23 protein-coding genes and 1 riboswitch are annotated in these 20,640 nt (G+C 64.3%); of the genes, 11 read left to right on the forward strand and 12 right to left on the reverse strand.

What is annotated here, in order from left to right; translation table 11 throughout:
- Positions 1–615 carry a methionine biosynthesis protein MetW gene (metW, locus tag NKL06_RS20235; RefSeq protein ID WP_023685353.1) on the reverse strand — a complete coding sequence of 205 codons (615 nt, stop codon included), beginning with the start codon at positions 613–615 and terminating at the stop codon, positions 1–3.
- Positions 612–1,781 carry a homoserine O-acetyltransferase MetX gene (gene metX, locus NKL06_RS20240; RefSeq protein ID WP_023694040.1) on the reverse strand — a complete coding sequence of 390 codons (1,170 nt, stop codon included), beginning with the start codon at positions 1,779–1,781 and terminating at the stop codon, positions 612–614. The genes metW and metX overlap by 4 nt, the downstream gene beginning before the upstream one ends.
- 61 nt (positions 1,782–1,842) lie before the next feature.
- Positions 1,843–1,920: riboswitch (SAM riboswitch) on the reverse strand.
- 126 nt (positions 1,921–2,046) lie between these two features.
- On the opposite strand from metX, the gene hisC reads away from it, so the two are divergent.
- Entirely contained in the window at positions 2,047–3,156 is a 1,110-nt protein-coding gene (gene hisC, locus NKL06_RS20245) for a histidinol-phosphate transaminase (RefSeq protein WP_023694039.1), read from the forward strand.
- Positions 3,157–3,160: 4 nt separating this feature from the next.
- Positions 3,161–4,096, forward strand: a complete 936-nt coding sequence (locus NKL06_RS20250; RefSeq protein WP_023694038.1) for a prephenate/arogenate dehydrogenase family protein — start codon at positions 3,161–3,163, stop codon at positions 4,094–4,096.
- A 7-nt stretch (positions 4,097–4,103) separates the two neighbouring features.
- On the opposite strand, the gene NKL06_RS20255 is transcribed toward NKL06_RS20250, so the two are convergent.
- Positions 4,104–5,027, reverse strand: coding sequence for a sugar kinase (locus tag NKL06_RS20255; protein WP_023694037.1), 924 nt, complete (start codon positions 5,025–5,027; stop codon positions 4,104–4,106).
- Between the two features lie 124 nt (positions 5,028–5,151).
- Positions 5,152–6,150, reverse strand: coding sequence for a DUF2125 domain-containing protein (locus tag NKL06_RS20260; protein ID WP_023694036.1), 999 nt, complete (start codon positions 6,148–6,150; stop codon positions 5,152–5,154).
- A 124-nt stretch (positions 6,151–6,274) separates the two neighbouring features.
- Here NKL06_RS20260 and NKL06_RS20265 point away from each other — a divergent pair, with 124 nt between their 5' ends.
- The 4 genes from NKL06_RS20265 to NKL06_RS20280 all read left to right on the forward strand — a co-directional run bounded on the left by NKL06_RS20265 (position 6,275) and on the right by NKL06_RS20280 (position 8,629).
- Positions 6,275–6,808 (forward strand): gamma-glutamylcyclotransferase, encoded by a 534-nt coding sequence (locus NKL06_RS20265; protein ID WP_023673305.1) that lies wholly within the window; start codon positions 6,275–6,277, stop codon positions 6,806–6,808.
- A gap of 164 nt (positions 6,809–6,972) precedes the next feature.
- A complete protein-coding gene (locus tag NKL06_RS20270; RefSeq protein WP_023694035.1) occupies positions 6,973–7,920 on the forward strand; it encodes an aldo/keto reductase in 948 nt (315 codons plus the stop codon).
- 83 nt (positions 7,921–8,003) lie between these two features.
- On the forward strand, positions 8,004–8,243 hold the full coding sequence (locus NKL06_RS20275; RefSeq protein WP_348625512.1) for a hypothetical protein: 240 nt from the start codon (positions 8,004–8,006) through the stop codon (positions 8,241–8,243).
- The gene (locus tag NKL06_RS20280; protein WP_348625511.1) at positions 8,231–8,629 is read left to right on the forward strand and encodes a LysE family transporter; all 399 of its coding nucleotides are present in this window, start codon (positions 8,231–8,233) and stop codon (positions 8,627–8,629) included. Before NKL06_RS20275 ends, NKL06_RS20280 begins: the two co-directional genes overlap by 13 nt.
- 69 nt (positions 8,630–8,698) lie before the next feature.
- Here the strand turns inward: NKL06_RS20280 and NKL06_RS20285 are convergent, their stop codons facing one another.
- Together NKL06_RS20285 and NKL06_RS20290 are read right to left on the reverse strand one after the other, a co-directional pair.
- On the reverse strand, positions 8,699–9,508 hold the full coding sequence (locus tag NKL06_RS20285; protein WP_023694034.1) for a lysophospholipid acyltransferase family protein: 810 nt from the start codon (positions 9,506–9,508) through the stop codon (positions 8,699–8,701).
- Positions 9,509–9,623: 115 nt separating this feature from the next.
- Positions 9,624–10,529 carry a LysR family transcriptional regulator gene (locus tag NKL06_RS20290; protein ID WP_023694033.1) on the reverse strand — a complete coding sequence of 302 codons (906 nt, stop codon included), beginning with the start codon at positions 10,527–10,529 and terminating at the stop codon, positions 9,624–9,626.
- Positions 10,530–10,643: 114 nt separating this feature from the next.
- On the opposite strand from NKL06_RS20290, the gene NKL06_RS20295 reads away from it, so the two are divergent.
- A complete protein-coding gene (locus tag NKL06_RS20295; protein WP_023694032.1) occupies positions 10,644–11,276 on the forward strand; it encodes a pyridoxamine 5'-phosphate oxidase family protein in 633 nt (210 codons plus the stop codon).
- 5 nt (positions 11,277–11,281) lie between these two features.
- Here the strand turns inward: NKL06_RS20295 and NKL06_RS20300 are convergent, their stop codons facing one another.
- The 3 genes from NKL06_RS20300 to ftsE all read right to left on the reverse strand — a co-directional run bounded on the left by NKL06_RS20300 (position 11,282) and on the right by ftsE (position 13,776).
- A complete protein-coding gene (locus tag NKL06_RS20300; protein WP_023673311.1) occupies positions 11,282–12,001 on the reverse strand; it encodes a YdcF family protein in 720 nt (239 codons plus the stop codon).
- 133 nt (positions 12,002–12,134) lie between these two features.
- Positions 12,135–13,124, reverse strand: coding sequence for a cell division protein FtsX (locus tag NKL06_RS20305; protein ID WP_023694031.1), 990 nt, complete (start codon positions 13,122–13,124; stop codon positions 12,135–12,137).
- Entirely contained in the window at positions 13,117–13,776 is a 660-nt protein-coding gene (gene ftsE, locus NKL06_RS20310; protein WP_023685344.1) for a cell division ATP-binding protein FtsE, read from the reverse strand. Before ftsE ends, NKL06_RS20305 begins: the two co-directional genes overlap by 8 nt.
- A 180-nt stretch (positions 13,777–13,956) precedes the next feature.
- Between ftsE and NKL06_RS20315 the strand changes: the two genes are divergently transcribed.
- The 3 genes from NKL06_RS20315 (at position 13,957) to NKL06_RS20325 (ending at position 15,594) form a co-directional block, all read left to right on the forward strand.
- Positions 13,957–14,592 carry a hypothetical protein gene (locus tag NKL06_RS20315; RefSeq protein ID WP_023685343.1) on the forward strand — a complete coding sequence of 212 codons (636 nt, stop codon included), beginning with the start codon at positions 13,957–13,959 and terminating at the stop codon, positions 14,590–14,592.
- A 23-nt stretch (positions 14,593–14,615) separates the two neighbouring features.
- Positions 14,616–15,158 carry a hypoxanthine phosphoribosyltransferase gene (gene hpt, locus NKL06_RS20320; protein ID WP_023673315.1) on the forward strand — a complete coding sequence of 181 codons (543 nt, stop codon included), beginning with the start codon at positions 14,616–14,618 and terminating at the stop codon, positions 15,156–15,158.
- A 64-nt stretch (positions 15,159–15,222) separates the two neighbouring features.
- Positions 15,223–15,594 (forward strand): response regulator, encoded by a 372-nt coding sequence (locus NKL06_RS20325; RefSeq protein WP_023694030.1) that lies wholly within the window; start codon positions 15,223–15,225, stop codon positions 15,592–15,594.
- A 6-nt stretch (positions 15,595–15,600) separates the two neighbouring features.
- Here the strand turns inward: NKL06_RS20325 and NKL06_RS20330 are convergent, their stop codons facing one another.
- Positions 15,601–16,551 carry a DMT family transporter gene (locus NKL06_RS20330; protein WP_023694029.1) on the reverse strand — a complete coding sequence of 317 codons (951 nt, stop codon included), beginning with the start codon at positions 16,549–16,551 and terminating at the stop codon, positions 15,601–15,603.
- A gap of 226 nt (positions 16,552–16,777) precedes the next feature.
- Between NKL06_RS20330 and NKL06_RS20335 the strand changes: the two genes are divergently transcribed.
- Positions 16,778–17,641, forward strand: coding sequence for a LysR family transcriptional regulator (locus NKL06_RS20335; RefSeq protein WP_023694028.1), 864 nt, complete (start codon positions 16,778–16,780; stop codon positions 17,639–17,641).
- On the opposite strand, the gene NKL06_RS20340 is transcribed toward NKL06_RS20335, so the two are convergent.
- A complete protein-coding gene (locus NKL06_RS20340; protein WP_023685340.1) occupies positions 17,638–18,009 on the reverse strand; it encodes a glyoxalase superfamily protein in 372 nt (123 codons plus the stop codon). The two genes, NKL06_RS20335 and NKL06_RS20340, sit on opposite strands and share 4 nt — an antisense overlap.
- Positions 18,010–18,050: 41 nt before the next feature.
- Entirely contained in the window at positions 18,051–20,639 is a 2,589-nt protein-coding gene (locus tag NKL06_RS20345; protein WP_023694027.1) for a TIGR02302 family protein, read from the reverse strand.
- Position 20,640: the final 1 nt, after the last annotated feature.

The raw sequence follows: 20,640 nt of genomic DNA on the forward strand, positions 1-20,640 counted from the left end.
CTACCGCTTCAGCAAGAACACCGCTTGCTGGCCGAAGAAATTCCAGAACCACCATGGCATCGACAGGCCGATCTTCTGGCCGTTGCCGTCGAGCGCGGTGGCTTTCTCGACCGAGGCGCCGAGTTCCTCGACCAGATTGACGAAGTCGCGGATGGTGCAGAAATGGATGTTGGGCGTGTCGTACCAGGAATAGGGCAGGTCCGCGGTCACCGGCATCCGGCCCTTGACGAACAGCGACAGCCGCACCCGCCAGTGGCCGAAATTGGGGAAGGAGACGATGGCGCGGTTGCCGATTCGCAGCAGCTCGTCGAGCACCAGCTTCGGGTTGCGGGTCGCCTGCAGCGTCTGAGACAGGACGACGAAGTCAAAACCCTTGTCCGGATAGAATTCGAGGTCGGTATCGGCATCGCCCTGGATGACCGAGAGACCGCGCGCCACGCATTCATTGACGCCGCGCTGTGACAGCTCCAGCCCGCGGCCGTCGACCTGCTTGGTCTCCTGCAGGAGTTCGAGCAGCAGGCCGTCGCCGGAGCCGACATCGAGCACCCGCGACTGCGGCGGTATCAGGTTGGCCACGACTTCGAGGTCGACGCGCTGGCTGCCATTGACGCTCATGAGGCGAGCCCCCTTGCGCGGGCCGCCGAGCCGATGAAGCCCTTGATGGCGGCAAACAGTTCGGGTTCATCGAGCAGGAAGGCATCATGGCCGCGGTCGGTGTCGATCTCGACGAAGGAGACGGAGGCGCCGGCGGCGTTGAGCGCATGCACGATCGAGCGGCTCTCCTCGGTCGGGAACAGCCAGTCCGAGGTGAAGGACACCAGGCAGAAGCGGGTCTTGGTCCCGGCAAAGGCATCTGCCAACCGGCCGCCATGGTCGGCGGCGAGGTCGAAATAATCCATCGAACGGGTCATGTAGAGGTAGGAGTTGGCGTCGAAGCGGTCGACGAATGTCATGCCCTGGTGGCGCAGATAGCTTTCGATCTGGAAATCTGCGTCGAAACCGAAGGTCAGCGCTTCGCGGTCCTGCAGATTGCGGCCGAATTTCCGATGCAGGGCGGCTTCCGACAGATAGGTGATGTGGGCGGCCATGCGCGCCACGGCGAGCCCCTTTTCCGGGCGCTTGCCGTGCTCGAAATATTTGCCGCCATGCCAGTCCGGATCAGCCATGACAGCCTGGCGGCCGACCTCGTGGAAGGCGATGTTCTGCGAGGAATGGCGTGCGCCTGTGGCGATCGGCAGGGCCGAGAAGACGCGCTCGGAATAGCATGACGCCCATTCGAGCACCTGCATGCCGCCCATCGAGCCGCCGAGCACGCAAAACAGCTTTTCGATGCCGAAATGGTCGACCAGCATCAGTTGCGCCCGCACCATGTCGCGGATGGTGATGATTGGCAGGTCGAGGCCGTAGGGCTTGCCGGTGGCGGGATTGGTCGAGGCCGGACCGGTGGAGCCGAGGCAGCCGCCGATGACGTTGGAGCAAATGACGAAGAAGCGGTTGGTGTCGATGATCTTGCCGGGACCGATCAGCACTTCCCACCAGCCGGGCTTGCCGGTCACCGGATTGGTGCTGGCGACATGCTGGTCGCCGGTCAGCGCGTGGCAGACCAGGATGGCGTTGGTGCGGGCATCGTTGAGGGCGCCATATGTCTGGTAGGCGATCTGGAACGGCGACAAAAGCGTGCCGGCGTCGAGCTTCAGCGGCTTGTCAGGGCCAAAACGCAACACCGGGCTCGACGGGCTGTCGGCCTCGTTGTTGGTTTTTGTAGCGCGGAGCGCGGCCATGTGACTCTCCTTGCCCGCCGTCAGGCAATAAAAAAACCGGCAATGCGATCGCAAAGCCGGTTACGTCACGCAAACGGCCCTTTAGCGAGTTGTTTAACGTGGCTGCAAGCCGACCGGCCAAATCACCACGGAACTGTTGCGTTCTTCTAGAACTCGTGCGGCCCGGCGTCAACGGCCAGCTATTGCCCGCCTCTCGACATTCGCGGCTACGGCTTGTATTTCCGCTGCGGCCTCCGGACGGAGGCATTCTCGATGGATTTGCGACATGGACAAGACAGCGGACAAGGCACGGCCGACGCCCCGCGCGGGCATTATGGACATCGACGCCTATGTGCCGGGCAAGAGCACGGCACCGGCCGGCGTCGCCAAGGTACATAAATTGTCGTCGAACGAGAACCCGCTCGGCCCGTCGCCGAAGGCGATCGAGGCCGCGCGCGAAGTGGCTGGCAAGCTCGATGTCTATCCCGACGGCACCGCCCGCCGGCTGCGCGAGGCGATCGCCGAGGTGCATGGCCTCAACCCGGCAAACATCATCTGCTCCAACGGTTCCGACGAGATACTTGGCCTGCTGGCGCAGACCTATCTTGCGCCAGGCGATGAGGCGATTTTTACCGAACATGCCTTCATGGTCTACAAGATCTACATTCAGTCGGCGGGGGCCAAGCCGGTTGCTGTGAAGGAAACCCAGGAGCGCGCCGATGTCGACGCGATCCTGGCCGCGGTGACGCCGCGGACCAAAATCATCTTCCTCGCCAATCCCAACAATCCGACCGGAACCTATCTGCCGTTCCAGGAGGTCCGCCGCCTGCATTCCGCTCTCCCGGGCAACGTGCTTCTGGTGCTCGACGCGGCCTATGCCGAATATGTCAGGCGCAATGACTATGAGGCCGGCATCGAGCTGGCGGGCAGCGCACAGAATGTGGTCATGACCCGCACCTTCTCCAAGCTCGGCCTTGGCGGCGCGCGCATCGGCTGGATGTATGGCCCACTGCACATCGTCGATGCCATCAACCGCATCCGCGGCCCTTTCAACGTTAACGCAACAGCGATCGAGGCCGGCATTGCCGCCATCCGCGACCGCGCCCATGTCGAGCGCAGTTCGTTGCACAACGAGACCTGGCTTACCTGGCTGAATGAAGAACTGACGAAGCTTGGGCTGCGCGTGACGCCCAGCGTCGGCAATTTCGTCCTCATCCACTTTCCCGACGACAAGAGGCATTCGGCTGAGGCGGCGGACGATTACCTCACCCAGCGCGGCTATATATTGCGGCGCGTTACCGGCTATGGCTTTCCCGATGCGCTGCGCATGAGCGTCGGCACCGAAGAAGCAAATCGCGGCGTCATCGATGCCCTCACGACATTCCTGAAAAGCTGAAACAATGACAGCACCGATGTTTGAAAAGATCGCGCTGGTCGGCATCGGCCTGATCGGCTCGTCGCTGGCCCGCATCATCCGCCGCGAGGGCCTGGCCCGCCATGTCGCCATCGCGACGCGCAGCCCGACCACGCTGGCACGGGCGAAGGAGCTCGGTCTTGGCGAGAGCTACACCACCGACGCCAGGGAAGCGGTCCGCGACGCCGACCTGATCATCGTCTCGGTGCCGGTGGGATCGTCGGGCGAGGTGGCGCAAGAGATCGCAGCGGCGCTGAAAAAAGGCGCCATCCTCACCGATGTCGGTTCGACCAAGGCCTCCGTCATTGCGCAAATGCAGCCCTATGTGCCGGAAGGCGTGCATTTTATTCCGGGGCACCCGCTGGCAGGTACGGAGAAATCGGGCCCGGATGCGGGTTTCGCCGAGCTGTTCGAAAACCGCTGGTGCATCTTCACGCCGCTGCCGGGAACCGATCCGGCCGCGCTGGAAAAGCTGTCGGAATTCTGGCGGCGCTGCGGCTCCAACATCGACACGATGGACCCGCAGCATCATGACATGACGCTGGCCATCGTTTCGCATCTTCCGCACATCATTGCCTACAACATCGTCGGCACGGCCGACGATCTGGAATCGGTGACCAAGTCGGAAGTGATCAAATATTCGGCTTCCGGTTTCCGCGACTTCACCCGTCTGGCCGCCTCCGACCCGACCATGTGGCGCGACGTATGCCTGCACAACAAGGATGCCATCCTGGAAATGCTGGCGCGCTTTTCGGAGGACCTCGCCTCGCTGCAGCGGGCGATCCGCTGGGGCGACGGCGACAAGCTGTTCGACCTGTTCACCCGCACCCGGGCCGTTCGCCGTTCGATCATCGAGGCCGGCCAGGATATCGACGTGCCGGATTTCGGCCGGCAGGCGGTCGAGCACCCGGTGAAAAGTTAAATCTGTTTCAGACGGGCCAGGTCGCCGCGACCATGGCCATTGCCTCGTCCCTGTTTGGCGCCCCCAGCCGGCCGCCGAAGCGCTGGCATTTGAGCGCGGCCGCCGCGCTGGCAAAGCGCAACGCCTGCTCGATCGGCATGGTTTCCGCCAACGCGACAGCAAAGGCGCCGTGGAAGACGTCGCCGGCGGCAAGCGTGTCAACCGCCTTGATCTTCGGCGCCGCGATGTGGCGCACGCATCCGGCGGACCGGTCATGCCACCAGCTTCCCGCGGCGCCGCCGGTCACCGCCACGAAGGCATCGGTGCGGCTGGCGAGGTCGGCACAGGCGGTTCCGGGGTCCAGCGCATGGCCGCAGACGATGCGTGCCGCCGTCTCCGAAGCGACGATGTGCGATGCCAGCGGCAGCAGGCGCTCCAGCACCTCAACCGGCGCCGTGTCGGCGTCGAGGATGGCGGGACGGCCGGCGTTGCGCGCGGCGGTCAAGGCAAGAGCGGCGGCGCCCGGCCAGCGCACATCGACCAGCACGGCATCGAAGCCGGAAAGATCGGCGACAGGCACCGCCTCGGGGTCGGCCTGCGCCTTTGGGTCGTAGAAGGGCACGATGATGCGCTCGCCATGAGCGTCGACCAGGATCGCGGCCAGCGCCGAGCGGGCGCCTTCGACGCGGCGGACAAAGCCGCAATCGACGCCCTCGGCCTCGATGCCGGCCAGCAATTGGTCGCCGACGGCATCGTCACCTGCACTTGCCCACAGGAACACCTCGGCGCCGAGACGGCGGGCGGCGCAGGCAGCACTTGTCGCCATGCCCGAGGCGATCTGGATGCCGTCCGAGGCGATGAACTTGCCCTGATGCGTGGGCAGGGTTTCGACGCGCAGGATGGTATCCAGCGTCAGCGCGCCAACGCTCAGCAGTTTCACCGGTCGGTTCATGCGTCGGCTTGCTCGAACATGATCTCTCCCCAAAAGCCATTCCCGCTCTTTGCGATCATGCTCTATCTCTTTGTTTTAACGCAATTCCGGACGGAAAACCGCGCACACTTTTCCTGGAATTGCTCTAATCGAGCGGCTTGATCTTGCCCAGCGGAATGAAGCCGAGCGAGACCTTGCCCTTCACCACCTTGAGCGGCATCGACGGTTCGTTGCCGAGCAGCGCCAGACCGGCAAAGCCTTGCTCGATCTGGCTCTTCTGCTCGGGGATTGCGGTGGCGAGGATTGCCGCCACGGCTTTGGGATCCTGCAGCTTGATCGTCAGGTCGGCATTGACCTGGCCGTTGGCGTCGACCGACACCGGGCCGGAGACGGTGATGCGCGCGGTTCCCGACGACAGATCGAGCTTGTGGATGCCGACCGCCTGGCCGCGCAGGCTCCTGGCCTGCGTCTTCATCAGCGCGACGCCGTTCTTCAGCGTCGCGTCGCCGCTGCCGTCGAGCGGCGGCAGCACGCGCCCGCCGATCGCGTCGGCGTCGATCTCAAGATCGGTGAAGCTGCCGACGTAGCCGATGTCCTGGCCGTCGGGTCGCAACTCGCCCGCCGCGGTTCCGGCGCTGAACAGTGAAACCGGGTCGGTGTCGTCGGCCGGATCGGTCTGGCCGGACAAGCTCTCGGCCTGCAGCGAAATGCTGCGTGGCAAGGGCCAGGAGAGCTTGGCATTGGCCTGCAGATTGTCCCAGTCGATCCATAGCGGCGCCATCCCCGGCACCGAGGTGCGCAGCGGCCCACGCAACTCGGCGGCAGGCGACAAAGGCCGGATGAGCTCTGCAACGAAGTTGAAGCTGCCTGCCGAGGCGGCAACGTTCCTGGCGTCGTCCTCGTAAGCCAGATTGTCACAGGAGATGGCAAAACTCAGGGGGTAGCCGCTGACGGTGAGGTTGGCGCAGCCGGCCTCGATGCCTTTGTCCTTGAGCGAGGCCACCGCCTTGTCGGCTTCGCTGCTGACGCGACCGGCGACATAGAACCAGACCGCGCTGTAGACGCCGAACAGCATAACGACCAAGGCAGCGAGCCACATCAGCCGGCGGCGAAACTTCGACGGACGCTCGTCACTTGACGTCATGCTGCGGCTTTCATTAACGCGGGCGTGTTGCGGGTGGACTGTGGCTTACGCAACAAGCAAAAAGAACAGAAGAGCACCGATTCCGATGCGGCGGCGTCACTCTCGTGCAATCAGGCTTGGCGATATGGGCGATTTTTGGGTTTTTGGCTACGGCTCGCTGATCTGGCGGCCGGGATTTGCGCATGTGGAGACCCGCCGCGCGCGGCTTTACGGCTACCGCCGGTCGCTGTGCGTCTATTCCTTCGTGCATCGCGGCACGCGCCAGCGGCCAGGCCTGGTGCTAGGCCTCGACCGTGGCGGCTCCTGCATCGGGCTGGCCTTTCGCGTGCCCGGCGAGCTGCGCGATGAGGTGCTGACCTATCTGCGCGAGCGCGAATTGGTGACCAGCGTCTACCTCGAGCGTGTGCTCGATATCAGCCTCGACGGGAATGGGGCGGCTGCGGGAGAGAGAGTGAAAGCGGTCGCCTATATCGTCGACCGCCAGCATGAGCAGTATGCCGGCGGGCTCGACCCCGCACATGCGGCAGGTGTTATCCGTGGCGCCGTCGGCCAGTCCGGAAACAACGAGGACTATGTGCTCAACACGCTGCAGCATCTCGCGGCGCTGGGTATCAGCGACCACTGGCTGGAAGAGGTGGCGAAGCGGATCGCCTCGTGAGCCAGTAGACCACGGCGAGCCTGCAGGCGAAGCGCTCGCGCCTTTGTGAAGCGCTGGCCCGCTGGAAAAATTGGCTGAGGCCTTTGACCTCGGCGCGGCGAGACCTAGCTTAGCTGCGGCCCGAAGCATTCGGGTCGCCCGCCGCCAGCCCACGGAGCCCCGTCTTGCAAAAACGCCGTCTCGGTCAAACCGACCTTTCCATCGCGCCGCTGGTCCTGGGCGGCAATGTCTTCGGCTGGACCGCGGACGAGAAGACCTCCTTCGACCTGCTCGACCGGTTCGGCGACGCCGGCCTCAACGCTATCGATACGGCCGATGCCTATTCGCGCTGGGTGCCGGGCCACGCGGGCGGCGAGTCCGAGACCATCATCGGCAAATGGATGAAAAGCCGCGGCAACCGTGACAAGATCATCGTCATCACCAAAGTCGGCTCGGATATGGGACAAGGCAAGAAGGATCTGTCCGCTGCCCATATCGAAAGGGCGGTCGAGGCGTCGCTTGAGCGGCTGCAGACCGATGTGATCGACCTCTATTTGTCGCACTGGCCGGACCCGACCACGCCTTATGAGGAGACGCTCGGCGCCTACCAGAAGCTGCTCGCTGCCGGCAAGGTCCGCCATATCGGCGCCTCGAATCTCGACGCCGGCCAGCTGCGCGCCGCGCTCGATGTTGCCAGCCTGCGCGGGCTGCCGCGCTACAGCGTGCTGCAGCCGGAATACAATCTCTACGACCGCTCATCCTTCGACGGGCCGCTGCATAATCTGTGCGTGGCCGAGGATATCGGCGTCATCACCTATTTCAGTCTCGCCAAGGGGTTTTTGAGCGGCAAATACCGTAGCGAGGCCGATCTCGGCAAAAGTGAACGCGGCGGCGGCGTGAAGGCTTATCTCAATGCGCGCGGCATGCGCATTCTGGCCGCACTCGACACTGTGGCGGCGCGCCATTCGGCCAAGCAGGCGGAAGTAGCACTCGCCTGGGTGATGGCGCAGCCCGGCATCACCGCGCCGATCGCCAGCGCCACGACGCTGGACCAGGTCGACAGCCTGGTGCGCGCCGCATCGCTGAAGCTCAGCGCGGAGGATCTCGTGGCGCTGGACAAGGCCAGCGCCTAGCCGCGCAGGTTCGGCACGATCGTTCAAGACGACGGCTGTCTGCCTTGCCACACTGTTCTCCATTATTGTGGAGAAGAGGCAGCATGGCCGCAGACATTCTTTCGCAGGCGCAGCCCTGGCAGCAATTGCTGGCGCTGGTGCTGGCGGCAACCGTCGTCATGAGCAGTCCTGGCCCGGCGACGATCAGCGTCACGGCGATAGGGGCCGCCTTCGGCCTGCGCAATTCGCTTCACTACACATCGGGGATCATTTTAGGCACGGTCGCGGTGCTGCTGGTCGTGGCCACCGCATCAAGGCTATCCTCACCTCGATGCCGGGCGTAGCGCCAGTGCTGGCGGTCGCTTCCGCCGCCTATATTCTCTACCTCGCCTACAGAATAGCGACAGCGCCGCCGCTGGCCGCGCGTGACAGCAGCGCGGTTCTGCCGACCTTCCTCGGCGGCTTCCTGCTCGCCGTTGCCAACCCGAAAGCCTATGTGGCGATTGCTGCGGTCCTTGCTGGCTCCGCGACCGCAGCCGGCGCCGATGCTCTCGGCATCCCGGCCTGGCTGGCGGTTCTCACCCTGATGATCGTAGCCATCCATGTGCTGTGGCTGCTGGCCGGCGCGGCCGTCGCCCGCACCCTGCGCCAGCCGCTGGCGTCGCGGATCATCAATCTGGCCTTCGCGGCGACGCTGGTGCTGACCACGGCGCTGGCGGCGTGGCCTTGAGCCGGCCCGCAGAAGAGATCAAGCTTTGGTCTTTTTTGTTTTGGCGCGATTCAGGACGGAAAAAACCGCTCACACTTTTCCTGGAATTGCTTTGGCGGCCGCGGCGAGTTCGGCCAGCCGCTTGACCGCCGTCGGCGGCATTTGCGGCGGGTTAGGAGCCTGCGATGCCTCGATCAGCAGCTGGTCGCAGGCGGCTTCCGTATCGCCGATCAGCCGGTCCATGAATTCGTCCTTGCCGAGCCCGGGCGGAATCGGCGGCAGGAAGCGGGCCTTGATGATGCCGGGAAAGCGCAAGAATTTGCGGCGAGGCCAATAGAGGCCGGCGACATGGGCGACCGGTACCACCGGGACGCCAAGCTGCGTATAGAGCTCGACAATGCCGTATTTGTAAGCCGGCTCGTCGCCTGGCGCTCGGCGCGTGCCTTCGGGGTAGATAATCAGCTGGCGCGGATTGCGCCCCATCTCCTGCTTTGTCGATGCAACGACCTGCTTCAACGCCTTGGAGCGGCTGCCGCGGTGAACCGGGATCATCCGCATCTTCAGGATGTACCAGCCGAAGAAGGGGATCCAGGTCAGCTCGCGCTTCAGGATATAAAGCGGGTCGTGGAGGAACGGAAAGAAAGCGATCGCGTCCCAAAACGACTGGTGTTTCGGCGCCAGGATGAAAGAGCCCTCCGGCAGGTTCTCGACGCCGGTGATGTCGCTCCTGGTGCCGGCGATCTTGTCGTAGAGCCACAGGCTGGTGCGCGACCAGAATTTCGGCACGAACCAGGCGCGATGGCGTGGCGAGAGGAAGTAGTAAGGGGTCCAGAAGACCATCTGGACGATGAGATTGACATAGAAGACGAAGTTGAACGCCAGCGAGCGGATATAGAGCATGCGGGGAAGGGCCCGTTGAGGAGGTGTGCGTTGGTTACACCAAGCGCGGGCAAAAAGGAAACGCCGCAATGGCCTGACATAGGCCGGCTCGCCACTGACTCAAGACAGTCTCAACTCACCACGTCGCCTGCAATAGCCGCTGCTTCAGCCGCGGAGCGGCGAAATCGAGGAACGCCCTGAGTTTCACCGCCAGCAGGCCTTGGCCGGCATGGACGAGGCTCACCGGCCATGGCTGCGGCTCGAAGGGCCGCAAGACCGGGACGAGCACGCCGGAACGTACTGCGTCCGCGATCTGGTAGGAGAGCACCCGCGTCATCCCGGCGCCTGCAATCGCGGCATCGATTGCAGCTTCCGCCGTGTTGACGCGCAACCGTGAGCGGATCGGCACGATCAGTTCGCCCTTGTCGCCGGCAAAGCTCCAGCTGGCGAGAGCGGAAGGCCCCTCGAAACTGATGCATTCATGCGCGGCCAGATCGTCCGGCGTCCGCGGCATGCCATGCGCGGCGATATAGGCGGGGCTGGCGCACACGACGCGACGGATCGCGCCGACGCGGATGGCAATGAGGCTCGAAGGCGCAAGCTCGCCGATGCGGATGGCAAGGTCGAGATGTTCCTCCGCCAGTTGGGTTATCCGGTCAGCCAGCGTCAGGCGAATGTTGACTTGAGGATAAGCCGCCAGGAATTCGGTGACGACAGGCAGCACGTGCAGGCGACCAAAGACGACCGGCGCGGTGATGAACAGGTCGCCGGTCGGCGTGCTGTATTCGCCGGCAGCGGTGCGTTCGGCTTCGCCGACCTCGCCGAGGATGCGGCGGCAGGCGGCGAGATAGGCCTGGCCGGCATCGGTCAGCGTGAGCTGCCGGGTCGAACGGTTCAGCAGGCGCGCCTGAAGGTGCTTTTCGAGGTCGGAAACCTTGCGGCTGACCGTTGCCAGTGGAATGCCGAAATGGCGGCCGGCAGCGGAAAGGCTGCCCGCTTCCACCGCGGCGACGAACAGCGACATGGCTTCGAGACGATCCACAGTTCCTTCCGGAAATTGGAAAGATAGCTTGCAACTATGCCATCTACATCCAAAACATGGAAGGACCTACCTCTTCGCGTACAATGGCCGTGTTTCGGTCTCGCGGAGGCTTCCATGAATGCACATACTTTCACCAGCGATGTCGCCTTCACGCCGACGGTCAAGGCGATCCAGACCCGCAAAGGTTCGCGCAAGGGCTATGCCAGCGCCGAGGAGCGCGGCGGATGGCGCGCCCATATCACGCCCGACCTCGCCGACTTCATCGCGGCGCAGACCAGCGTCTTCCTGTCGACTGCAAATGGCGAGGGTCAGCCCTATATCCAGCATCGCGGCGGGCCAGCTGGCTTCCTCAAGGTGCTGGACGAAAAGACCATCGGCTTCGCCGATTTCTCCGGGAACAGGCAGTTCATCACGCAAGGGAATCTCGCCGACAACAACCAGGCATTCCTGTTCCTGATCGACTATGCGCATCGCCAGCGCGTCAAGATCTGGGGCACGGCGCGGGTCGTCGAGGACGATGCCGAGCTTCTGGCAAGGCTGATGCCGCAGGACTACAAGGCGCGCCCCGAGCAGGTCATCTTGTTCACCGTCTCGGCCTGGGATGCCAATTGCCCGCAACACATTCCGCAGCGATTCGAGGCCGCCGATGTCGCGGCCGCACTCGCCGAACGCGACAAGCGGATCGAACGCCTCGAACAGGAGATTGCGCGGCTGCGTGGCGCGGAAGACGGCACGGCCAAGGGGTAATCGACTCAGTCCTTGGCGGTCGAAACCTCGGCCAGAGCGACGCTGTCGGCGGTCTGGCGGACCGGGACGACGCCGCGCGCCAGCGCCAGCAGGTATTTGCTGTATTCGGTCAGAAGCACGCGTAGCGCTTCCGGCTTGGTCAGCCAGTCGCCATTGTCCAGATTGGTGTTGACCACCGGATAGGGTTCAAGCCTGGCGCCATGCAGCAGGCGGCCCATCTCGAGCAGGCTGCGCGGCATGTGGTAATTGTTGGTGACGAGGATGACGCTGCCATAGGCGTGGCTCTCCACCCATTTAGCGCTTTCCTCGGCATTGCCGATCGTGTCGAGCGCGGCGCGGTCGATGTCGACACAGCAGGAAAACAGCGCCTTGTCGCCGCCGGTAGCAGCCTGCAATTGGCGGCGGCTGGCAGAGGGATGCACGCCTGAGATCAGCAGCCGCTCGCCCTTGCCGGAGGCAAGCAGATCGAGTGCTGCGTCGAGGCGGGCCTGACCGCCGGTCAAGACGATGATCGCATCGGCCTTGGCCGGGTTGGTCGGGGTCGTCATGTGGCTGACCTTGCTGGCGAACCAGCCGAAGCCACCGGCAAACAGGGCCACCAGCAGCAGTAGACAGAGGGAGGCGAGACGCAGGGCGGTGCGCAAACGGCCCAGCCCGGTACGCACACGCAAACGCACCACTGGCATCTGTCCAGCCGTTCCGGTCGACTCCCGCGCGTTCATCATCCTATGGTTAATCCTGAAATGCCTTTTTGGTAAGGAAAAAAGCGCACATTGCGTTACGTCGGTTTTCGATCCGTGATCGTCCCTTCCATTCCTGTCCTTGCCCCCGAACTGTTTTCGCTTCTGCCCTCACGGTTCACCCCGCATCCGGCTGGCGGACATCGATGTCGCTGAGATAGGCGACGACGGTGGCGTGCGAGGTCGCCGCTGTCAGTCCGCCGATCACCAGCACCATCAGGCCGACGCCGAGATAGCCTGCCGATCCGATGGCGAAATTGCCGAACAAAGCGGTGGCCTGGTCGGCCTGCGGCGTTGCCATGTTGCGCGACGACCACCAGGAAAAGACGATGAAAACCAGGATCGCGGCTGCGCCGCCGGCGGCCGCGCCCTTCATGCCGGTGACCAGGAAATGCCAGCGGAATTCGCGCGCGATGAAGCGCGCCTCGGCGCCGACGAAATGCAGCACTTCGATGATATGGCCGTTACCCGCCATAGCGCCGCGCGTCGCAAACACTACGGTCAGCACCGTCGCCGACAGCATCAGGACCAGCACGGCGATGCCGATGGTGACCGTGGTGCGGGCCATGGCGACCAGCCGGTCGACCCATGTACGGTGATCGTCGAGCGAAGCACTCGGCAGCTTGGGCGTGAGCGCCGCACGGATGGCGCTAAAGTCGGGCGGACTGGTCTCGTCGATGTTGACGATGATCAGGCGCGGCACCGGCAATTCGTCGATATTCAGGCCCGAGCCCAGCCATGGCTCCAACAGACGCGCGGTGGCGTCGCGATCGATGATCCGGGTTTCCTTCACGCCGGGGAATTCGCCGACGATCTGCGAGGCCTGGGCAAGGGCTGCCTCCATGTCGAGGCCGTCGACCGGTTTGATCTGAATCGTCGCCTCGCGCGAGATCTGGTTTTCCCAGATCGAGGCAGTGTCGCGCACCAGCGTGACGGCGCCGAAAGTCAGGCAGGACAGGAAGGTCATGATGGCGATGACCAGCACCAAGGCGCGGCCGGCAATATTCTGCGCCGGCACGATCGGCGCCATGCGGCGCTGGACGCGCTGCGTCGTCGTCGCGGGCTCGGCGGCGTCTTCATGCAGCTGTTCGGCCGATAGCTCAGTCATAAATATCCAGCCTTCCGCCGGCCAGGATCATGCGGCGCGCGTCGACCTGCTCCATCAGGCCGAGATCGTGAGTGGCGATCACCACCGCGGTGCCGAGCCGGTTGAGCTCAATGAACAGCCTGAGCAACCGGCGCGCCAGCGGCGGGTCGACATTGCCGGTCGGCTCGTCGGCAAGCAGGATTTCGGGCTGTTCGATCAAGGCCCGGGCGATTGCCGCGCGCTGCTTTTCGCCACCCGAAAGGACCGGCGGCAACACATGCATGCGCTCGCCCAGGCCAACCCATTTCAAAAGTTCGGTGACGTCGGTGCGGTAGCTCGCTTCCTCGCGGCCGCGCACGCGCAGCGGCAGAGCGACATTCTCATAGGTGGTCATGTGGTCGAGCAGGCGGAAATCCTGGAACACCACGCCGATGCGGCGCCTGAGATGCGGCAGTTCAGCGCGCGAGATGCGCGAGCGGTCCTTGCCGAAGATGGTGATCAGCCCGCGTGTCGGCTTCAGCGACATGAACAGAAGGCGCAGCAGCGTCGTCTTGCCGGCGCCGGAGGGCCCGCTCAGGAACTGGAAGGAGCTCTCCGGAATGTGCAGGGAGATGTCGCGGAGGATTTCCGGACCCATGCCATAGCGGAGGCCGACATTTTCGAAGCGGATCACGTGCGACGACCTGAGGTGTGTGGCGGCGGCGTGCCAGCCCTTTCTGTCCAACGACCATCGGCCGCCATGGTTAACCGTCGGTTAATTTTCGCTGTTTTTGAGTGCGTCACAAGGGTTCCGGTGGGGAAGCGTTAACCATTTCCATTTACGCAAAAGAAACGAAGAGGCAACAGCGGGGCCATGATGGCTGAGCAACGAACCGCGCGCCCGGTTTCCGGCGAAATCATGACCGGGACAAGTGTCGCACCGGAATCGCGGCCTGTGGCGACCGACATCGTCGATGCGGATTATGAGGTGCTGCCGCAGCTGATCCCACTGATAGAAGCCATGCCGACGCCGGCGCGCGACATCGCGACGCCGTCGATGGAAGGCATGGAGATGCTGCGCAAATCAGATGCGTCAGCCGGGCGGCCGGCATCGCGTGGCGGGCCGATCTTCTGGATTGCCGGCATCGGTGCGGCGCTTGCCGCCTTCTGGGTCTCGGGTGGCCACGCGCTGGTGCGCCAGACGCCGTTCTGGTCAGTCGAACAGCCGGAGGGCGCCGTACTCAGCATTGCCGGCGTCACGTCGCGTGTCGACGCCTCAGGACCCGCCCCGGTGCTGTTCGTGGATGGCGAGGCCGTCAATGACGGTTTGAAGGCGGGACAATTGCCGCCGCTGGAGATACGTGTCACCGGCAATGACAGCCGCATCACCCGTTATACTCTGGGGACATCCAACCGTTCTCTGGCGCCCGGCGAAAGATTCGGCTTTTCCAGCCGCCTCGATGTGCCTAGAAACGGCGTCAAGGCCGTGGCGGTCACCTTCGCCGGCTAGTCGGTTCTCTGGAAAGGTTGTTGATGCCAGTTGTGCGCGGCAAGGACATCGAGGTCCTGTTTTCGGCGTCCGCGATCGCGCGGCGCAATCTCGAACTCGCCAAGGAGATCGCCGAGCACGACTATCACGACCTGCTGGTGATTTCGGTGCTGAAGGGCTCGTTCATCTTCGCCGCCGATCTGATCCGCGCCATGCACGATGTCGGGCTGTCGCCGGAGGTCGAGTTCATCTTCATTTCCAGCTATGGCGCCGGCACCACCAGCGGCGAGGTGAGGGTGCTGCGCGACATCGACAATGAGGTCGCCGGCCGCGACGTGCTGCTGATCGACGATATCCTGGAGTCGGGCAAGACGCTCTCCTTCACCCGCAACCTGATGCTGTCGCGCGGCGCCAAAAGCTGCGCCATCGCGGTGCTGTTGGACAAGCGCATGCGCCGCCAGACGGAGCTGAACGCCGACTATGTCGGCTTCGACTGTCCCGATTACTTCGTCGTCGGCTACGGCATGGACGTCGCTCACGCTTTTCGCGAACTGCCGTTTGTCGGTGTCGTCAAAGGCGATGCCTGAGAAAAGGCCCCCGACGCTTCAAATTTTCAGAAAAAGTCAACTTTTGCCCGCCAAATTCCGGCCCATGGCAAAGCTTCTGATCGTCGAGGACGATGAGTCCGTCCGCACCCTCGCCGCCCGCGCGCTCGAACGCGCCGGGCACTCGATCGATATCGCCGCCGACGGCGCGCAGGGGCTGGCGATGGTCAGTGCTGCAGGCGGCGGCTACGACCTCGTCGTCTCCGATATCCGCATGCCGGAAATGGACGGCATCGAGATGGCGATCGCCGCAGCCAGGCTTTTCCCTGACATGAAGATCCTGCTGATGACCGGCTATGCCGACCAGCGCGAGCGCGCCGAGGAATTGAACGGCGTCATTATCGACGTCGTGCAAAAGCCTTTCACGCTGGCCGAAATCCGCTCGCGGGTCGACCAGGCGCTCGCCTGCTTCGCCTGACACGCTTCAGGCGGCATCCTGAGACGCGGCGAGGACAGGCGCAGCGCTCCGGCGCCGTTCGGTGTTGAGCGCCAGCAGACCGGCGCCGATGATCAGCGCCGCACCGATGGCGGTGGTCGAGCGCGGCACCTCGTCGAAGAACAGGAAGCCCCACAGCGGCGACCAGATAATCCCGGTGTATTCGAAGGTGGCGACGCGGTTGGCGGGCGCCAGCCTGTAGGCCTGTGACAGCAGGATCATGCCGGCCGAAGCGACGAACCCGCAGGCCGCCATCTTGAGGAAATCCGGTGTCGTCGGCCAGACCCACGGCCGCACCAGGAATTCGAGGCTGGGGTGGACAGCATGGGTTATGCCGGCAAGCCAGAATGTGCCGGCAACCGCAGCGGCGCCGACCAGATAGGCGCCGTTCTGGTAGAAGGCCATGACGGTGGAGGATTCGGTGTCGCCGATCTTGCGCGCCATCAGCTGTGAAAAGCCGTAGAGCAAAGCCGAGCCCAACGAAAGCAGCGCCGCCCAGTCGAACAGGCCGGCGCCCGGGCGCAGCATCACGACCACGCCCAGCATGCCGATCAGCACGGTGGCGAGAGCCTGCCAGGATACCCGCTCGCCGAGATAGGGCCCGGCTATCGCCATGATGAACAGGGGCGCCATGAAATAGAGCGCCACCGCGTCGGCGAGCGGCAAGGCAGCGATCGCCAGATAGTAGACGGTATAGGAGCTGAACTGGATGAAGGCGCGGATCGTCAGCAGGCCAAACCGCTTCGAGGCGATGGCCCGCAGGCCGACGTCGGCGCGAACGAGAAAGATCAGGATCGGCAAAGCGACGATCGAGCGGATCCACATCACCTCGGTGACGGGATAGCCGGCCGACACCGCCTTGACCAGCGGGTCCTGGAGCGAGAACACCAGCACGCCAAGGCAGAGGCTGATGATGCCGAGAACGATCCGGTTGCGCATGTTGTTCTGCCGGCCCTTGCCTTAACTGCCCGCAGCCGCCCGGCCATGGGGTAAAAAGAACCCGCCACCGTTTCGGGCAGCGGGTATGAGTGAGGACTCTTTGATTGGTCCGCAGCCGATTTCGCGGCGGCATATCCAATGGGCGAGCGGACTATGCTGCGGCGTTTGACATGTTGCAAACGAATTGGAATGATACCAGCGATCAAATTTGCTTATGACGGATTCGATGCGGCCACCCCTCGACAGCGATCTCCTGCGCACCTTCGTCGCCATTGCCGAAGCCGGCAATTTCACCCGGGCGGCGGAGCAGGCCGGGCGCACCCAGTCGGCGGTGTCGATGCAGATGAAGAAGCTCGAGGAGCTGGTCGGCGACAGCCTGTTCGAACGCGGCTCGCGCGGCGTGGCGCTGACGCGCCGTGGCGGCGAGCTGATCCTCAATGCCCGCCGCATCGTCTCGCTGCTCGACGAGACGGCGGCATCGATGGCGGCGGCACCGCTTGGCGGGCCAGTGCGCATCGGCATTCCCGAGGAATATGGTCACGCCATCCTGTCGCGCGCGCTCGGCGCCTTCTCGAAGCGTCACACCAAGGTCGAGGTCACCGTGCGCTATGCACATTCGGGCGCCCAGCTGGCAGCGTTGGCGGCCGGTGAACTCGACCTCGCCGTGGTGTTCGAATGGCAGGATCCTTCCGGCGGCGAGGTGCTGATGCACGATCCGACCGTGTGGGTGACATCGAGCCTGCATCACATGCATGAGGAGCGGCCGGTGCCGATCGCGCTCTACAACCGGGCCGGCTGGTGCAAGGACTTTGCCATCAAATCGCTTGAGCAGCGTGGGCTGGCCTACCGTGTCGCCTATACCAGCGACACCACCGGCGGCCTGAAGCTCGCCGTCACCTCTGGCCTGGCGATCGCGCCGATCTCGCACAGCAATATTCCGGATGGCTGTCGTGAACTCACCGCCGCTGACGGGTTCGGCCATATCGATTCCTCGAATGTGGTGATGCACCGCAGCCCAAATGCCTCAGGCGAAGCTATCGACGGCATGCAGGAGGCGATCCGCGAGGCGTTCGTCAACCGGCCGGCTTAGTCTGTTGCATCCTCGTAGAAATGCAGGCGATTGCCGAAGGGGTCGCCGACCGACACTTCACGGGTCTGCCACGACGTGGTTTCGAGGCCCGGCCGGGCGTAGCGGTATCTCTTGCCGATCAGTTCGCGGTGCAATGCCGCGATGTCCTCGACCTTGATGCGCATGGCTATACCCGGCGCGCCGTCGCCATGATGTTCGCTCAGATGCAGGACACAGCCGTCGCGGATTACACCCATGTAGAGCGGCGCATTGTCGTCGAAGCGGTGCTCGAACTCGACCTTGAAGCCGAGAAAGTCGACATAGAATTCGCGTGCCTTGGCGATGTCGAAGATGCGCAGGATGGGCGTGACGGCACCGAGTTTCGGCATGGCGCTGATACCATTCAGTTCGACGGATGTTGCCTTGGAGGCTACTTCAGCTCCAGCAGCCGCTCGAGGTAGCTGCGCTCGATGTCGGGGCTGAGCGCGTTGCCGAGCCGCTTGCGAATCGCCTCGAGAATCTGGCGGGCGCGCTGCACGTCGATCTCGTCGGGCACCTTCACCGAATCGCCGAAATCGGGTCCGCGGCTGGCGCGCGGTCGGCCCAGCGGATCGCGGCCGGCGTCCTGTTGGCGGCCGCCTTCCTGGCTGCCGCCCTGGTCGCCCTGCATCGCCTGCAGCTGCTTCATCATCTCCTTGGCGCCCTTGCGCAGCGCTTCCAGCGCGCGACCCTGGTGGCCGACTGCCTGGTCGCCTTCGCCTTCGCCAAGCGACTTTTCGGCATTGCCCATGGATTTGCCAGCGTCGCCAAACCCCTCATTGGGTTGCATGCCCATGCCTTCCAGGCCCTTCTTCAGCTTGTCGAGTTCGCTCTGCAACTGGCCCTGGCCTTCCTGCAACTGCTTCATCGCATCGGCGAATTCCTGCGGTGTCATCGACTTCGGCCGGGCGAGAGGATCGCGATCCTTGCCGACGCCCGGCTGGTCCGGGTCGTCGCCATTGCCTTCGCCGGGCTGCTGATTATCTCCGCGTTGCATCTGGTCCATGCGGTAGGTGTCGTTCATCATCTCCTGCTGGCGGCGCATGATCTCGCCCAGCTTGTCCATCTGCTGGCGCATCTCGCTGTCCTGCTCGCCGCCCTGCTGCTGACGGCCGGCCTGCAGGTTGTTCATCATGTTTTCCAGCTGCGACAGCAGCTCCTGCGCCTTGTCGCGGTCGCCCGACTTCGCCAGGTTCTCGATCTGGTCCATCATGCGGTCGATATCACTCTGACGCAGCTCGCGACCATTCTGCTGCATCTGCGGCGCGTTCGGGTTCTGCTTGGCGCGCTCGGCGAATTCCTGCAGGAATTCGTTCATCGCCTCGCGCAGTTCCTTCATCGCCTTTTCGATCTCTTCGTCGCTGGCGCCGCGCTTGATGGCGTCCTGCAGCGCCTGCTGGGCCTGGCGGAGCCGCTTTTCGGCGGACGAGAGATTGCCTTCCTCGATGCCGAGCGCGATTTCCCAGAGATAGGCAACCTCGTTGCGCAACTGATCGTCGCTGTCCGACATCTTCAGCCGGCTGCGGGCGCTCATGATGGCGAGGTAATGCGACATGTTGTCGAACGTGTCCTCGGGCCGCAGCGTGATGGCGTCCATCAGGTCGAGCACGCGCGGCTTGGCATTGGCGTCGAGCGCCAGTAGGCGGCGCTGCTCGACCACCGCCCGCGCCAGCGGGTTGGCGAAGGGCCGCTCCGGCATCACAATAGTCTTGGTCTCGCTGGTCGCGGTGTGTCCGGCATCGTCGGTGGCGACAAGCGACAGCTTGATGCTGGCGCCGGCCCAGACGTGCTCGGTGAGGTCCTTGGTGGTCTTGGCGGCGTTCGCCTTGCCGCCGCGGCGCGGCAGCGCCAGCGGCAGGTCAGGCGGACCGTAGAGCGGATGCGCATCGGGCGCCGCCGGATCGGCCAGCGCGAAAACCGCCTTGGCGGTGGCCGCGCCATAGTCGTCGTCGATCTGGTAGTTGAGCTCGAAGGCGCCGTTGACGGCGCGCTTGGGCTCGCCGACGAAGCGGATCGTCGGCGGCTTGTCGGGGATCACCGCGAAGGCCCAGCGACCGAGATCGGCTTCGCCCGACTTCAGCGTCAGCGTGCCGTCGGCGGTCAGCTTGCCGGTGAACTGGCGCAGCTTGGGGGTCGCCGGGTTGACCGCCGCTGCCTTGACGGCCGCCACCTGTGGTCCCGACGGGTCGATGGCGCGAGCATTGCCGCCCTTGTCGGCAAAGCTTAGCGTTTCCTCGCCGGAGCCGCCGGTCACGCGCAGCGAGACGTCGCTGCCTTGCGGCACGGTGAAGGTGGCAACCGCCTGCTTGGCGTTGCCATCGATGACTGGCGCGGTCAAGAAGATGGGCGGCTTGCCGGTATAGGCCGGCGGGGTCACCCAGGCATCGACGCGCGGCGGTACGATGTCGCGCGCCGCATGGGCACTGAAACCATCGGACAGCCTGCCGCCGGACGGTCCGAAGGAGAAGGCAAAAGCGGTGACCAACAGCAGCGCCGCCACGGCACGCAATGCCCACGGATCGCGCTCCGGCACGCGGGTACGCGGCAGGTCGGCGCCAAGGCTGCCGAGCTTGTCGGCCATGCGCTTTTGGTGCTCGCGCCACAACGCCTGGGAAAAGATGCTTTCCTTGCCGCTGGGACGGTCGGTCTGCACCAGCACCGGGCTGTGCTGCAACTGGTTGGCGGCCTCGATACGGCGGTCGATTTCAGCGGCGGATGGAAGCTTGAAGAAACGCAGCGGATAGAGCGCCGCCAGCGTGGAAATACCGAACGCCGTGACCAGGATAATGCGCGCAATGTCAGGCAGCCGGGGGAAAAGGCCGAGCCAGGAGAGGCTGAGAAACAGGCTGGCGACGATGAGCAGCGGCAGAAGCAGCGGCCAGCCGCGCTCGACCGTGATCGAGATCCGTGTCGCCAGCCGGCTCAGGGCAAGCCGCCCGGCCAGGCTGCGATCGCCACTGGAAATGGGGCGTTCCGTCATC

This window comes from Mesorhizobium sp. C268A, assembly GCF_040324475.1.
Lineage (GTDB): Bacteria > Pseudomonadota > Alphaproteobacteria > Rhizobiales > Rhizobiaceae > Mesorhizobium.

Coding starts and splice junctions, on each gene's coding strand:
- metW (WP_023685353.1), bottom strand. CDS start 615: ATGAGCGTCAATGGCAGCCAGCGCGTCGACCTCGAAGTCGTGGCCAAC.
- metX (WP_023694040.1), bottom strand. CDS start 1,781: ATGGCCGCGCTCCGCGCTACAAAAACCAACAACGAGGCCGACAGCCCG.
- hisC (WP_023694039.1), top strand. CDS start 2,047: ATGGACAAGACAGCGGACAAGGCACGGCCGACGCCCCGCGCGGGCATT.
- NKL06_RS20250 (WP_023694038.1), top strand. CDS start 3,161: ATGACAGCACCGATGTTTGAAAAGATCGCGCTGGTCGGCATCGGCCTG.
- NKL06_RS20255 (WP_023694037.1), bottom strand. CDS start 5,027: ATGAACCGACCGGTGAAACTGCTGAGCGTTGGCGCGCTGACGCTGGAT.
- NKL06_RS20260 (WP_023694036.1), bottom strand. CDS start 6,150: ATGACGTCAAGTGACGAGCGTCCGTCGAAGTTTCGCCGCCGGCTGATG.
- NKL06_RS20265 (WP_023673305.1), top strand. CDS start 6,275: ATGGGCGATTTTTGGGTTTTTGGCTACGGCTCGCTGATCTGGCGGCCG.
- NKL06_RS20275 (WP_348625512.1), top strand. CDS start 8,004: ATGGCCGCAGACATTCTTTCGCAGGCGCAGCCCTGGCAGCAATTGCTG.
- NKL06_RS20280 (WP_348625511.1), top strand. CDS start 8,231: ATGCCGGGCGTAGCGCCAGTGCTGGCGGTCGCTTCCGCCGCCTATATT.
- NKL06_RS20285 (WP_023694034.1), bottom strand. CDS start 9,508: ATGCTCTATATCCGCTCGCTGGCGTTCAACTTCGTCTTCTATGTCAAT.
- NKL06_RS20295 (WP_023694032.1), top strand. CDS start 10,644: ATGAATGCACATACTTTCACCAGCGATGTCGCCTTCACGCCGACGGTC.
- NKL06_RS20300 (WP_023673311.1), bottom strand. CDS start 12,001: ATGATGAACGCGCGGGAGTCGACCGGAACGGCTGGACAGATGCCAGTG.
- NKL06_RS20305 (WP_023694031.1), bottom strand. CDS start 13,124: ATGACTGAGCTATCGGCCGAACAGCTGCATGAAGACGCCGCCGAGCCC.
- NKL06_RS20315 (WP_023685343.1), top strand. CDS start 13,957: ATGATGGCTGAGCAACGAACCGCGCGCCCGGTTTCCGGCGAAATCATG.
- hpt (WP_023673315.1), top strand. CDS start 14,616: ATGCCAGTTGTGCGCGGCAAGGACATCGAGGTCCTGTTTTCGGCGTCC.
- NKL06_RS20325 (WP_023694030.1), top strand. CDS start 15,223: ATGGCAAAGCTTCTGATCGTCGAGGACGATGAGTCCGTCCGCACCCTC.
- NKL06_RS20330 (WP_023694029.1), bottom strand. CDS start 16,551: ATGCGCAACCGGATCGTTCTCGGCATCATCAGCCTCTGCCTTGGCGTG.
- NKL06_RS20335 (WP_023694028.1), top strand. CDS start 16,778: ATGCGGCCACCCCTCGACAGCGATCTCCTGCGCACCTTCGTCGCCATT.
- NKL06_RS20340 (WP_023685340.1), bottom strand. CDS start 18,009: ATGCCGAAACTCGGTGCCGTCACGCCCATCCTGCGCATCTTCGACATC.
- NKL06_RS20345 (WP_023694027.1), bottom strand. CDS start 20,639: ATGACGGAACGCCCCATTTCCAGTGGCGATCGCAGCCTGGCCGGGCGG.